The sequence below is a fragment of the Agrobacterium sp. V1 genome (genome assembly GCF_030518355.1).
Lineage (GTDB): Bacteria > Pseudomonadota > Alphaproteobacteria > Rhizobiales > Rhizobiaceae > Agrobacterium > Agrobacterium cucumeris.
Window position 1 is genome coordinate 314,052 of record NZ_JAULSF010000002.1, and the last position, 12,861, is coordinate 326,912.

General features: G+C 58.0%; 12 protein-coding genes. 7 read left to right on the plus strand and 5 right to left on the minus strand.

Annotation, left to right across the window (positions count from 1 at the left end):
• Positions 1–18: 18 nt before the first annotated feature.
• Both QSV77_RS15635 and QSV77_RS15640 read right to left on the minus strand, forming a co-directional pair.
• On the minus strand, positions 19–447 hold the full coding sequence (locus tag QSV77_RS15635; protein WP_302734171.1) for a hypothetical protein: 429 nt from the start codon (positions 445–447) through the stop codon (positions 19–21).
• A gap of 8 nt (positions 448–455) precedes the next feature.
• The gene (locus QSV77_RS15640; protein WP_302734172.1) at positions 456–2,408 is read right to left on the minus strand and encodes a BTAD domain-containing putative transcriptional regulator; all 1,953 of its coding nucleotides are present in this window, start codon (positions 2,406–2,408) and stop codon (positions 456–458) included.
• 172 nt (positions 2,409–2,580) lie between these two features.
• Here QSV77_RS15640 and QSV77_RS15645 point away from each other — a divergent pair, with 172 nt between their 5' ends.
• From QSV77_RS15645 to QSV77_RS15660, 4 genes are all read left to right on the plus strand, one after another.
• Entirely contained in the window at positions 2,581–3,072 is a 492-nt protein-coding gene (locus QSV77_RS15645; protein WP_142841457.1) for a hypothetical protein, read from the plus strand.
• Positions 3,073–3,234: 162 nt separating this feature from the next.
• On the plus strand, positions 3,235–3,567 hold the full coding sequence (locus QSV77_RS15650; protein WP_302734173.1) for a hypothetical protein: 333 nt from the start codon (positions 3,235–3,237) through the stop codon (positions 3,565–3,567).
• A 119-nt stretch (positions 3,568–3,686) separates the two neighbouring features.
• On the plus strand, positions 3,687–4,067 hold the full coding sequence (locus QSV77_RS15655; RefSeq protein ID WP_302734174.1) for a hypothetical protein: 381 nt from the start codon (positions 3,687–3,689) through the stop codon (positions 4,065–4,067).
• Between the two features lie 27 nt (positions 4,068–4,094).
• On the plus strand, positions 4,095–5,009 hold the full coding sequence (locus QSV77_RS15660) for a TIM barrel protein (RefSeq protein WP_302734175.1): 915 nt from the start codon (positions 4,095–4,097) through the stop codon (positions 5,007–5,009).
• A gap of 78 nt (positions 5,010–5,087) precedes the next feature.
• Here QSV77_RS15660 and QSV77_RS15665 read toward each other — a convergent pair whose 3' ends face one another.
• Positions 5,088–6,485: a family 16 glycosylhydrolase gene (locus QSV77_RS15665; protein ID WP_302734176.1), complete on the minus strand. Its 1,398-nt coding sequence runs from the start codon at positions 6,483–6,485 to the stop codon at positions 5,088–5,090.
• A 216-nt stretch (positions 6,486–6,701) separates the two neighbouring features.
• Between QSV77_RS15665 and greA the strand changes: the two genes are divergently transcribed.
• A complete protein-coding gene (gene greA / locus QSV77_RS15670; protein ID WP_302734177.1) occupies positions 6,702–7,184 on the plus strand; it encodes a transcription elongation factor GreA in 483 nt (160 codons plus the stop codon).
• 17 nt (positions 7,185–7,201) lie between these two features.
• Here greA and QSV77_RS15675 read toward each other — a convergent pair whose 3' ends face one another.
• Both QSV77_RS15675 and QSV77_RS15680 read right to left on the minus strand, forming a co-directional pair.
• Positions 7,202–8,584, minus strand: coding sequence for an O-antigen ligase (locus tag QSV77_RS15675; protein WP_302734179.1), 1,383 nt, complete (start codon positions 8,582–8,584; stop codon positions 7,202–7,204).
• 136 nt (positions 8,585–8,720) lie between these two features.
• On the minus strand, positions 8,721–10,061 hold the full coding sequence (locus QSV77_RS15680) for an SGNH/GDSL hydrolase family protein (protein WP_302734180.1): 1,341 nt from the start codon (positions 10,059–10,061) through the stop codon (positions 8,721–8,723).
• Between the two features lie 420 nt (positions 10,062–10,481).
• Between QSV77_RS15680 and QSV77_RS15685 the strand changes: the two genes are divergently transcribed.
• Both QSV77_RS15685 and QSV77_RS15690 read left to right on the plus strand, forming a co-directional pair.
• Entirely contained in the window at positions 10,482–11,630 is a 1,149-nt protein-coding gene (locus QSV77_RS15685; RefSeq protein WP_302734181.1) for a glycosyltransferase family 4 protein, read from the plus strand.
• A 54-nt stretch (positions 11,631–11,684) separates the two neighbouring features.
• Positions 11,685–12,779, plus strand: coding sequence for a glycosyltransferase family 1 protein (locus QSV77_RS15690; RefSeq protein ID WP_302734183.1), 1,095 nt, complete (start codon positions 11,685–11,687; stop codon positions 12,777–12,779).
• The last annotated feature ends 82 nt before the right edge of the window (positions 12,780–12,861 follow it).

The following is a 12,861-nucleotide window of genomic DNA, read 5'->3' on the forward strand; positions in this document are numbered from 1 at the left end:
AAGGCTGCGGAACCGCGATCAGGGTGCAGAGTTGGCGTCGTCGGCAAGAATGGCGTCGAACAGCTCGCCGGTGACCGAACCCGCCGGACCGACAGCCTTCAGCGCCGCGCCGATCGGCGCCTGCACCATGCGGTTGAAATCCCAGCCGGCGTCGGTGACTTCACCGATAAAGGCGAAATCGGCTTCGGAAACCACGGCGCCACCGGCGACGAGGGCTTCGATGCCCTGGATCTGGACCTGGTCCAGCTCAGCCTCGGGCTGGCCGTCCTGGCGGACGAGCATGGCCTTTGCCGCTGCTGCGACGCGTGCATAGCCGTCCACGCCGGAGTGGCTGGCTTCATAAGCCGCAATCGTCTCATGAGATACCGACGCAACCCTGAGCGGCGTCGTGCGAATGAAAAGAACGCCGAAGCCCTTTTTTCCAACAATGAAGAAATGCGAGGACATAAAATCTCCTATTTGATCCCAGCTAATCGAAGTGCGTGATAGAATTTTTCATTCGCTATCGGGTCACGGTCTGGAGAAAGGCTGCTGATCTCCCTCGCCGACATACCCGGATAGTTTTCCTGAAGCCTGCCGCCGGTTTCCCGGGCAGCGGCCAAATCGCCATGCAACGCGTGGCTTGCGGTCAGCACCCGCAGGGCCGGCTCGTCATTTTTCATTCGCGCGCATAATTCCACCGCCGCGCCGTAATCCTCGCGCTTGAAGGCGATGCTGGCGCCTGCCCACCAGTAGATATCGGGTGCGAGCGGGTTGAGATCGATCGCCTGCTGGAACTTCTCCCAGGCGGTCTCGGCATCGCCAAAGTGGGCAAGTGCATCCGCATGCTGGAGCAGAAGATCGGCGGAGTTGGGCGCAAGCGCCTCCGCCTCGAAGAATTTTTCGGCGGATATGTCGAAATCCCGCTGGTAGAGCGCCACCACGGCGCACATCCAGTGGCCGACGCCGAGGGCGGGGTCGATCTCAACGGAAGCGTCAGCCTCCGCCTTGGCGCGGTGCAGCAAGTGAGGGTCGTTGCCGCCCAGCATCAGCCATTCCAGCTGCAGGCTCTGCGCCACCCGGGCGCGGGCGACGGCCATGCTGTGATCGAGATCGACGGCTCTTCGGAACATCGAACGGGCTCGGCGCAGAAGCGGCAGGTCGCATTTGCCGCGCAGGAGCTGCTGGCCCTCCAGCAATTGCCGGTAGGCCTCGCCGCTGTGGTTCCGGTCGGGTTCCACCTGCAGCCGCTCGATCTCCCGGGCAAGCGCCGCAGCCACCTGTTTGGAGAGCAGACGAAAGGCGGTGTGGATGTGCCGCTCGGAGAGGACTACTTCCAGCGACCAAACGATTTCGCCGGTCGCTTCCTCGATCAGCGCCACTGACATGCCGGTATCGTCGAAAACCGACGACATGATCCGGTAATCCGCCCGCAACATGGCATAACCATCATCGGCCCGGTCCCGTGAGAGCGCAAAGGTGCTGTGCGGCGAAAGGACGGTGAAGGTCCGGTAGCGCACCAGGCTGTTGGCCACATCCTCGATAAAGGCATGCATGACCGGCGATGCCGGCAGCCCGTCCACCCGGGCGGGCAGGCCGAAGGCGACGCGTGGTTTCGCGGTGGCTTTTCGTCGGCTGGCTTCGTCCGGCTCGGCGGGGGTGGTTATCGTTGAGGCGAGGCTCTGTATCCGGCGTCTCAGCGCCACGGTCTCGGCTTCCGGCGAGCGTGCCTCCTGACGCAGCTGCTCCAGCAACAGCCCGAACATGCCCTCGCAGGCGCTGATATTTCCGACCCGTGCATAGGCGGCCATGGCGGCGCGGTAGGTTTCCTCGCGCTCCGGTTCGATCTTGCGCGCGCATTCGGCAAGTCTCGCGATATCGTTGGAGCTGGCGCGGCCAAAGCGGGTCAGCTCCTCCAGCAGCTGCGTGTAGCTCGAAAAGAACAGGTCCTTGAGACGGCGGCGTTCCGACAACAGCCAGAGGTAGAGATGATCCTGCCCGGCATCCAGCCCATCCAGCAGATCGCCGCCGAATTCAAGCAGGGCCTGCAACCGCCGCATCGGGTCTTCGGTTCTCGCGCCGGCAAGGAAGATCGCAAGGTCGGTCCGCTGTGCCAGCTTTCCGGCCTTCAGGTCGTTCCCTTCGGTCAGAAGGATGGCCTCGTCTTCATTGGGCAGCTTCTGAAGGCGCAGAATGAGCTGTCGTAAATTGCCGAGTGCGCGTTTCTGCTCGACATTTTCCCACAGGAGCGATGCGGCGGACTGGCGGGAAAGCGACTGGTTGGGCGCAAGAATGAGGGCGGCTATCAGGGCAAAACCCTTGGACGGGAAAAACGCTTCCCTCACCGCGTCACAGCGCGGGGTGCCAAAAAGCCTGATCGGTATCAGTTCAGCGTTCCCAGCCACTTTCGTCCCCTCATGAATCATCATCTAACAACGTGTCCGGGAAATTGAAAGTCATCATAGCGTTCCATTTGACGCTGGTGTGACGCGGCCTGCCTATTGTCGCAAACAGAAGCATGAAAGACGGGCGGAAAACAGCGGACATGCAGCGGGCAGGCATCGGGAAATTTCGAAATTGATAGCGTTCAACGGAAGCTACATGGCGTTCGAGCCGCGTATTGAACCTTACCAGCGTGCCGACGATGTCGGTTATGCGGTCAGCGAATTCATGTGGTTCAAGGGCCGTCCGTTCTATCCGGTCTCCGCGCTCGTTCATGCGAAAGTTGCCCATGCCCGGCTGTCGGCGGAAAAATGCGAGGACGAGGACGAAGACAATCTCGATATCCTCTTTCGCATGCCGGTGGTGGCAGGCGGGCATTTTTTCGAGATCGTGCTGCGTTCGAACGAGGGTACCTCTTACGGTGGCTGGCTGTGGGGAGAAGAGCTGGAAATCCTCAACGAATTCGTCAACGGCTATCGCGTGCTGGCGGGAAAGTTCGAAGGCAGGCTGATCCGGTTCGAATATTCAAGGCGGTTTCAGCGGTATCGGACGGCCGAGCCGCTGCCGGTCGAAAAATCCGTCTTCCTGATCCAGCGGGAGGCCAAGCCTTACGCGGTCAGGCGTGATTTGCCGGCAGGCCCGGCACGGTGATTACCGGGGCGCTTTTGCGTTCAGGGGGAGGCAAAGGCATGGGGGAATACCTGGTCGGTCGATGCGCGTGAACTGCGCATATCGCTGACACATCAGGCAGAGCCACGGCTTTGTCCGGTATTACAGGTGAATATTTTTATTTTTATTATGTGGAAAATTGTGATGCCCAATCGAAGTAACATGCGTAACAGGCGGGTGTCATCGCAACTTCTGGCGGTGAATTACGCTTCCGGCGACGGCGCGCTTTCCAATGGGGAGAGCGTCGACGATGAGCCGTCTGTATCAATGCGCAACGACAGGCTTTATGTCGTCAGCGAGCCGGACATCAAGACGTCATCTCCAGCGCGGGGCGGACGGGGCGAAGAGGCCCATGGCGTGGCCGAAATCAGCAACACCGTCGTCGATTCCGATATCAGGGCCGCAAAATGGGCCTGGGCGGTTTTGGCGATTGCACATTGCTGGCTGATTTATTTCATGGTGTACAATCTCGGCTGAGCCGCCAACCGCGGTGAAGCTATCAGCCAAGTTCACCGATGCCGTGCAGAATCATCGCCGCCGCGCCAAAGGCCACGGGGTTCGTCGCGACGACTTCCGACAGCAAGACCTGCGGCTGTATGATCGTCACGCTGGTGCGAGATCGCGGCATCCTGCGCGACAGGTTCTTCTTCTCCTTTCCCGAAGATATGCGCCGGGGCCTGGCCGCCGCCGCGCCTGAGTTTCGCAAGATGATGGCGCTTGATATCGCCAAGTCGCCTTCGCTGGCGGCGGCGGTGCAGCATGCCCCGATCATCGAGAACACGCCGGCGCAGATGCGCAAACCCGGACTTGTCGCGGCACGCCGCAAGGCCGGTCTCGAAGTCATGGTTTATTACGGCGGAGACGACGTTAACCTTCATAATGAGATCGCATTAGCCGGAGTAGACTACGTCAATATCGATCGCCCGGATTTGTTCGATACGGCGCGGCGTGCCGCGCGGCTGCCTGAACTAACATAACCTTATCTACTCCCTGGAGATGACGACATGACAAATCTGATTGGTACCGGCTTTAACGCCGGCTCCGACAACGGCGAACTGGCCACGCTTGAAAGCGATCTGCGCGCACTGGCCGAGATTGGCTGCGACACGGTGGAAATTGCGGCGACCAGCCTCGATATGATCGCCGGTGGCCGCATCATCGAAGAGCGTGCCGACCGTTTCGTGGCGCTCGCGAAAGAGTTCGACTTCCGCTACACCGTGCATGGTCTGGTTTCGTCCAATTTCATGGACCCTGTGACTTGCCGTTACCAGATCGATGCCGCCAAGGCGCTCGCTGTCCTCTGCGACCGTATCGGCGCGGGCATCCTCGTCCAGCATAGTGGCGCGCTGCGTGCCGACCAGATTGCCGAGCGTGCCGATGCCGATGCCCGTGAGCGCGAAGCGCTGTTCGAACTTGCGGAATTCTGCAAACCCTATGGCGTGCGTATCGCGCTTGAGAATATCTTCTCCACCGAACCCGGCCAGTATCGTCAGACGCCGGCCGAGGTGGCGGCGACCGTGAAGGCTGTTGATCACGACAATGTCGTTGCGTTGATCGATTTCAGCCATGCCTATCTCGAATCCACCTATCGTGGTCTCGATTTCCGCGAGCAGCTTCGTGCCATGGCGCCCGTTGCCGGCCATCTGCATGTGCACGATTCCTTCGGCCGGCCGCAGGGCTTCTACGAGGCCTATTTCACACAGGAAAATACCGCGCTGGGTATCGGCGATCTGCATATGCCGCTCGGCTGGGGCGATATCGAGTGGGAGAGCATCTTTTCGGAACTGACCTTCCTGCCGGAGACGGTGCTGATGATGGAAATCGGCCGTCGTTACCGCGCCGAGCAGCCGGCAAGCCTGGAAACGGCGCGGCACCTCATGTCGCTTTATGCTGCCCGGACACAGCTTGCGGCTGAGTAAGGCGTTCGAACACGGCACAGCCTGCAAAGGCTGATGTCTGCAACGCCGGCAGTTCTGGACGCGACTGCCGGCGTTTTATCAAGCGGCCCAGTCGGACAGCGAATAGGCCCTGATGTAGTCGATCATCATCTGCGAGCCATCGCTGAAATCATCGGCGGAGGGCGTTCCCGCCATGCCGCCGACGGCGAGATTGACGACCATATACATGGGGTCGTGCATATCGTCAGGCGTATCCGTCTGCGCCACCGCGACATCGTCGAAATACCAGGTAATATGTTCGGCATCCCACAACACACCATAGGTGTGAAACCCCTCCGTACTCGGCACGCTGACATTGTTGATGACCGATGTCTGTTCACCGGTGGCGTTGGAATGGGTGGACATGATGAGCGTGTTGGGATTTTGCCCGCGCATTTCGATGACATCGAGTTCCGGCGGCCATGATCCGTCCTCCGGCAGAAGCCAGAAGGCCGGCCATGCGCCGCGGTCGGTCGGCATATCGGCGCGGATTTCGAAATATCCATAGGTCTGGCTGAAGGAGGAATAGGTGTTCAGCATGCCGGAGGTATAATCGTAACCCTCGACCTCATCGGCGACCGATTGTGCCGTTTCCGTAGCGGTGATGGTCAGTACGCCGTTTTCGATGCTGAACGGGTTGACCTCCGACGTGCCGGCATAAGCAGGGTTGATATACCATTGAGCCTCGCCATTCGTCGTCAGCGAACTTCCCTTTTCCGGAGCCCACCAATATTTGGCATCCCAGGTTCCCTGATCGCCGCTGCGCAGTGAAAGCGCATCGAATTCATCGGCAAAGGTCTGGGTCAGGGATGAGCGGTCGAGACTGAGCTCGAACTGGTCGGCCTGAAGGTCGTCGATGGTCGTACCGGCAAGAACCACGGCTTCGCCGTTCGAAAAATTCAGCCACAGATCGCTGCCCTGTTGCGTGGCATTACTGACGAGTTGATCGAAGGATGTGATGCCGTAACCGTTGAGCCGGATCGTATCATTGGCGCTGAAATCCATGATGAGATCGGTGCCGTTGCCACTGGTGAAGACGAAGGTGTCGGCACCGCCGCCGCCGATCAGCACATCATTGCCGGCGCCGCCATCGATCGTCTGGCTGCCTGATCCACCGGTGATGATGTTATCGAGCGAGTTCCCGAAAGCGTAACGGCCATCACCCGTCACCCTGAGATTCTCAAAATTGTCGGGCAGGGTGTAGCTCATCCAGGTATCGATCGTGTCGATGCCTTCCCCGGCATTTTCTACGGCGCGGTTGATGCTGGAATAGAGATAATAGATATCATCGCCCGTGCCGCCCGCCATCGTCACATTGACGGAACTGTCACCCCACATGGAATCATTACCACTGGTGCCGTTGAGCAGTGGGCCGGAACCCGTGGCTGAGAAAAATCCGGTGGAACTGTCGCTATAATAGAGCGTATCCCCAAGCGCATTCACTACTGTCCGGGCCATTGCCGTCTCCTGTTCGTTAGCGTTGGTGTCCTCACTCCTCCTGCAAGACAACCTAGCAGGGCAAAAAGCCTCCTGTTAGAGCCAGAAATGAGGGGTATGTTCCCTCTATGCGGGTTTCTGAATGTTGCGCTCTTGCTCCGTCACGGGGAGCAATGGCAAAACTGGACTGGAGAGAGAGGCCCATGCGGCATCTCAACGATATTGGAGTGCCAAGAATTGAGCGTAGCCTTTACCAAGGAAGACAGTGCCGAAACAGCAGCCGAAACGGTTCTGCCCGATCGGGTGATTTCGCCGCATCCCAATCTGGTGACCGAAGCCGGACTGAAAGCTCTGGAACTGCAGCTGCATGCGGCGCGCGAAGCCTGCGAAGTGGCCAACGCTATTGATGACATCAATGAAAGACGGCGGCTTTCCGCCAGCCCCCTGCGCGACATCAGGTATTTCGCCGAGCGTGTCCGCACCGCTCAACTCATGCCGCACCCGCCTGCGGATGGCATTGTCGCCTTTGGCAGCCTGGTAACCTTCAGCCGCGATGACGGACGGACGCAACAATTCCGGATTGTCGGTGAAGACGAGGCCGATCCTGCTGCGGGATCAATGTCTTATGTTTCCCCTGTCGCGCGGGTTTTGATGGGGAAGACGGCCGGTGATCTGGTCAGTTTGGGTGGGAAGGAAATTGAGATCGTCGCGGTTGCGTGAAGCTTCGCGCGGCGGCCTCAGGTGGACTGTGTTGTCACCCGGGTTTCTTCATTGGCTATTCCTGTGATGCGCAGCATCGTATTTTTCAGAAAAAGCCTGAAGTCCAGATCGATGAAAGCATATGCGAGAGCAAGGCCGACATGGGCCATGAAGACAGGATTGAAATTCAGTTCTTCAAATTGATAGCCGATAATGACTCCGATTGCCGAATAGGCAAAAAAGCCGATTTTCCGTTTCCTGAAAATCGCATAAACAAGCGCAAACGCGCCAAGAAAACAAAAGCCGATGCCAGATGCATAGGCGGTGGCCAGAAAGCCGTTATGCGGTGTGCCGCTATGCGATATTCCCGATAATTCCTGGCTCCGTGCGGTGAAACCGACGCCTAAAGGATGATTGAGCATCACCTGAAAGCCGCCGATGAGCGTCCCCAGCCTTTCCTGCACATTGTTGCTGCTGTTGCTGTCTTCCAAAAAACGTTTTGAAAATGCCTGTTCTGCGAAATCGAATACGCCCAATGGCAATACCGAGGCGAGGACAAGGGCGGAAAGAGCGAAACCGAAATATGTGCTGAGCAACATCCTGATCGAGAAATTTCTGATATAGAAATAGAGCCCGATGGCGAGAACGGCAAACACGCCCGACCGGTTGAGCGTGAGCGTGAAACTTGCCAGATAGACAAGCAGAAACACGGCGAACAGAACCGGACGCCGGTAGCGCTCCGCAAGATATGCGGCTGCCGCGCCGGCAAGGGCAAAGGCCGGGCCGGCTGTGTTGCCAACCGGCCAAATTCCGCCAGCCTTCTCGACACGCAAGAGCAGCGGATCCATTTCACCTTTTGCAGCGGCTTCCAGGACGGCGGCTTCATCGAATTTGAACGACAGGCCGATGGAGGCCAGCTGGTCATGTATGAAGATGTCCAGAAATAGCAGGATCGTCACTGCAACGAAGCCCGCAAACATGCCCCAGCAGAAGAGTTCGAGAAGGTTCTCCTTGAACAGAAGATAGGCGAAAAACAGAAAATAGACGGCGTAAAAATAGGTCATCGCCGTCGTGTAAAATTCCCCTTCGCCGCGATCATCGGCAAAGCCAGCTGAGAGCACGAAAAGCAAAGTGAGCGGGACAAGGTAAAACAGAAAGATGGAAGGCGTCAGGCAACGAATGTAGAGGAGGGCAATGACGGGCAAGGTCATCAGCACCAGCATATCGGTAATGTTGAGAAAGCGCAGGCCGAGATTGCTGGTCAGGACATTGCATTGAATGAAGAAGCCGATGAAGAATACAAAGATCGACAGGAAGTGACCGGGAACCCTTACTGTCCTTGAAGGATAAAGGGGCATCGCCAGGATAAAAGCCGGTAATGGCGATGGATGCGATGACACCATATTTGCACGTCTGGTCATTCGCGGCCTGTATCTTTCACTGGCGGACCTGAGACGGCCCTGTTGTTAGGGCACCATCATTGCGAGGCAGGGCGATGATGGCAACGGATAGTGGTCTTGACGACATCGTCGTGCAAGACGGAATTTTCTCTGTCTTTCAGCCGCTCAGATTGCCTTTGGGCATGGCACCTTCGACGGCGATTACTCTCTGAATGTAAAGTGGTTCGTTGGAGCTGGGTGGGCTGGTGCCAAAGGCTGGCATCATCCGCAGATAAAATGAGTAACCATCCGGGCTGATATCGGGGTCGATGGAGATTCCGTTCGCCGTTGCCCACATCCAGCCGCTGTTCACAGAAGTGCTTACATTCGAAAATTGCAGGGCTGAACAATTGATGGTCCTTGTCGCTCCGCCGCTTTTCGTAACCAGCGTGATATAAGGCGGACGTTGCTCCGCGCTGTTTTTGTAGAGAATCGCAAAGGATATGGTTTTGCCGATTATCGCTACAGCCTCTGCATTCCGCACATAATGAAACAGTGCGGCCGACTGGCTGCCATTGGCGCGCAAGGCGAGACTGTAAGCAAAGGATGGGGAAAAAGTGGTGTCGGTGCTTTTGACGACGGTGCCGGGCGCGCTCAGGTTCCAGCCTGCCGGGGCAGAGCCTGACCACTCGGTGAAATCTCCGTTGGCGATGAGATTTGCAGCAGGGAGCTTCGGCCAGCACGGTGTCTGAAAGCCGCTATCTGGTGCCGAAGCCAGATAGGAACCGAACAGAGTGCGGGCAATGAGCTGTGAGCCGGCCTCGTTCGGATGGATGTTATCCCGGTAAAGGGTCGCGCCCTTACCCTTTGCCACAAATGCTGCATGTGTATCCACCAGCGTCAGCTGCGGGTGGGATCGAGCCACATCAAGTATCGCCTGATAGACCTTGTCGTAATCCGTACTGTCGCGCCAGGGGTTCTGGGTGGTGATGAGTTGCGGTGTGCCGGGCCATTGCCATTCGGTCATGCCGAGTGGCCCCAGCAGTGCAGATCGTCCGGAACTTAATATGCCCCTTGGCATCTCGAAGCTCTGCATATTGTGACCATGATGCAGAATGCACAGATCGGGGCGTGGAATCCTCAGCGCCGCCGCGCGCTGGTCTGCAAGCATGTAGCCTGCCATACCGCCAGGCAGCGCCGCGAGATAGACCGTGAGCGTTGGACCCTCACCGGTGGTGCGCAGCGTGATCGGATCGGCGTAAGCTTTTGGTCCGGTCGCGGCATTTGTCTGCCATTCGGCCCAGCGGTACAATACGACCTTTGCATTGTGAAGATCGCCAAGCATTGAGGCGAACTGCTGGAATGGTCCACCGTCGGCATAGGCGGTGCTGTCCCCGTTCACGAAGATCGTGGCGTTCTGGCCGGCGGTCAGGCGTGCGCGCAAAGGCGAAAGCGCGTTTAGGGAGGGGACGATGGCTGCCCTGTTTCCTGGAATAATGCCGAGCGTCACGCCGATCATGCCGACACCTCTTCCGTTGCCGGCATATATATGCATATCTTGCGTTTGAGCGGTGTCATCGTTCGTTCTCCTGGTCTGGCGCTAGGATAACCCCACCTCAAGATCCGGGGAAAAGGTGCCAGGAGTGGAACGCTGAACAGCGATAAAATTAAACGTCATGAAATTTTCTTCGATTTCTTCTAAAATATTTAAATTGACTATTATTTTTTATTTCGCGCGGGCTAAAATATAAATCCGCATAAAGGTTTGAATGTCTTTTCTTTTAATCGCAAGTAAACGTAGCCATTCTTATACCAGATCGACGCGGGAAGATATCCCTGCCATTGTCGCCTGCGCCGAACTTTTTTACCGGGTGCCTGGTCATGCCCGTCATTGCGGGCCAAGGCTCCTTCAGGGTATGTGCGTGTCGCAGGTTAGTGCATGACATCCGCGCTTTTTGTCAGCCATACCGGAGAGAAGGGTGGCGCCGAGCTTTTCCTCACCGATCTCGTCAAGGCTGGGCCAGATTCCTGGCGTGCCTGTTTCCTCAGTGGCGGTGGTGCTGCCGAGGATCTGGCGGCGGCCGGCAGACCTCCGGTTCTGTTGTCGGCCGGGGAAAAAATGTTGTCGATCCGCCGCGATTCATCATTCGGTGCTATGTTGCGCGGCGCGGCCGACGTGGCGGCGGTTGCCTGGCAGTTGAGCCGGCAGGCAAGGCATTACGATGTCATCTGCGCCAATTCGCAAAAGGCGCTTTTTGTCTGCGCGCTTGCGGCGAAACTCAGCCGCCGTCCGCTCGTCTGGATTTTGCACGATATCGTCACAGATCCCGCCTTCAGTTCCGCCAATCGCCGTGCTTCGTTGGCCTTTGCCCGATATTTTGCAAGGCTGGTGGCCGTTAATTCCGAGGAAACCGGCCGGGCCTTCGTTGAAGCCGGCGGCGAGGCGGAGAAGGTCCGTATCGTTTATAACGGCTTTGATCCTGCAATGGCGGTGGCATATGACCCGGAAAGAGCCGCATGGCTGCGCGGGGAACTCGGCCTTGGTCCACAGCCGATCGTCGGGTTGTTTGGCAGGCTGAGCGAATGGAAAGGCCAGCATGTCTTTCTGGAGGCGATTGCGGCGATGGATGGTATCCAGGCCATCATCGTTGGCGGAGCGCTTTTTGGACAGGAAGCCTATGAGACGCGCATCCGCGAGCAGGCATCCCGCCTTGGCCTTGATGGCCGGATCCGTTTTCTCGGCTTCCGTTCAGATGTGCCGGAATTGATGGCGGCTATGGATGCTGTTGCCCATACTTCGATTGTCGCTGAACCTTTTGGCCGGGTGGTGGTCGAAGCCATGATGTGTGGCCGGCCGGTTGTCGCCACACGCGGCGGCGGGGTGACTGAAATCATCAGGGATGGCGAAACGGGAATTCTCGTGCCGCCGGGTGACGCGCCGGCGCTTGCCGCCGCACTCGGCTGCATCCTCTCGCACCCGGCTCTGGCGGAAAGGTTTGCGCAAAAGGGGCGGGAGGATGTGAGCCGGCGATTTTCGCTGGAGGAGACCTGCCGTTCGGTGTCCGCGCTGCTATCGGAAGTGGTGTGAGGCGGAGCTGGTGATCGATCCGGATAGACAGTGTAGGCAAGCGGAAAGGCCAGGATGCGCATTCTCGTAAACATGCCGAGCCAATATGGCGGCAAGCCGTCCGGCGTTGCCCGTGTGACCTTCAGCCTCTTGGAACGGCTATTGGATCAAACGCAGGATGACTACATTTTGCGATCTCCCTGGACGCGGGCGCAACTGCCTGAAAACCTGCGCGACAGCCGTTTGCAACTGCTGGAGACACCGCGGCCGCGTATCATGGTTCTCGATGTGCTACGCCAGGCAGCTACGCTGCCCGCACTTTGCCGTCGGCACGATATCGACGTGCTGTTCAATGCCGATCCATTTGGAAGTCCTCTCGGCGGCAAACGGCGGGTTACCCTTGTTCACGATCTTTATTTCAAGACCATTCCCGAACAGATCGGTTGGCGGGCGACCTTGACGACCGATTTCATCTTTCGCTTGATGATGGCTCGTTCAGACCGGATCACCTGTGTATCCGAGGCAACACGAAGAGACCTCGCCCACTTTTATCCTGCCGCTGCCGGCAAAAGCCTGACGATCCATTCCGACAGCACGTTGAAAGTCGATCCCGAGATTGCTGGCAGCGCGCGGCCAGTGCTAGGGCCTTATATACTGGCGGTCGGAAACGCGACGTCCAACAAGAATTTCATCCTTCTGGGCAAGGCGTTTGCGCGGCTGGGCAAGACAATGCCGACGCTGCATGTCGTTCATGTCGGCCGTGACGATGCAGAGGAAATCGGCAGCGTGCTGGGCGACCCGGAATTGAAGGCACGGCTGATCCGGCTTTCCGGCATAGATGACCGGCAATTGGCCGAACTTTACCGCCACGCTGCCTGTCTTTGTGTGCCCTCGACCTATGAAGGTTTTTGCCTGCCGGTGCTGGAGGCACAGCAACTGGGATGCCCGGTCATTTGCTCCAACCGCTCTGCCACGCCTGAAATCGCTGGCAAGGGGGCCCTCACTTTTGATCCTGCCGATGTTGACAGCCTTGTCGCAGCACTGGAGCGACTTTTTCGGGAGCCGGATCTGGCGGGCAATCTTCGCGAGGCGGGTTATGAAAACCGCGCGCTATATTCATGGCCGAACGCTGCGGAGAGCTATGCGCAACTTTTTCATGAAACGGCATGAGAAGGTCTCGTTCGGGTGTCGAGGTAAATAAGAAATCTGGCTGTTTGGGTCGAGAGTGCCCCATCACGGTAGAGCACAGTGT

What these genes read in the sequence shown, in the direction of transcription:
- QSV77_RS15635 (WP_302734171.1), bottom strand. Translation starts at nt 447, where the DNA reads ATGTCCTCGCATTTCTTCATTGTTGGAAAAAAGGGCTTCGGCGTTCTT.
- QSV77_RS15640 (WP_302734172.1), bottom strand. Translation starts at nt 2,408, where the DNA reads ATGATGATTCATGAGGGGACGAAAGTGGCTGGGAACGCTGAACTGATA.
- QSV77_RS15645 (WP_142841457.1), top strand. Translation starts at nt 2,581, where the DNA reads ATGGCGTTCGAGCCGCGTATTGAACCTTACCAGCGTGCCGACGATGTC.
- QSV77_RS15650 (WP_302734173.1), top strand. Translation starts at nt 3,235, where the DNA reads ATGCCCAATCGAAGTAACATGCGTAACAGGCGGGTGTCATCGCAACTT.
- QSV77_RS15655 (WP_302734174.1), top strand. Translation starts at nt 3,687, where the DNA reads ATGATCGTCACGCTGGTGCGAGATCGCGGCATCCTGCGCGACAGGTTC.
- QSV77_RS15660 (WP_302734175.1), top strand. Translation starts at nt 4,095, where the DNA reads ATGACAAATCTGATTGGTACCGGCTTTAACGCCGGCTCCGACAACGGC.
- QSV77_RS15665 (WP_302734176.1), bottom strand. Translation starts at nt 6,485, where the DNA reads ATGGCCCGGACAGTAGTGAATGCGCTTGGGGATACGCTCTATTATAGC.
- QSV77_RS15675 (WP_302734179.1), bottom strand. Translation starts at nt 8,584, where the DNA reads ATGACCAGACGTGCAAATATGGTGTCATCGCATCCATCGCCATTACCG.
- QSV77_RS15680 (WP_302734180.1), bottom strand. Translation starts at nt 10,061, where the DNA reads ATGATCGGCGTGACGCTCGGCATTATTCCAGGAAACAGGGCAGCCATC.
- QSV77_RS15685 (WP_302734181.1), top strand. Translation starts at nt 10,482, where the DNA reads ATGACATCCGCGCTTTTTGTCAGCCATACCGGAGAGAAGGGTGGCGCC.
- QSV77_RS15690 (WP_302734183.1), top strand. Translation starts at nt 11,685, where the DNA reads ATGCGCATTCTCGTAAACATGCCGAGCCAATATGGCGGCAAGCCGTCC.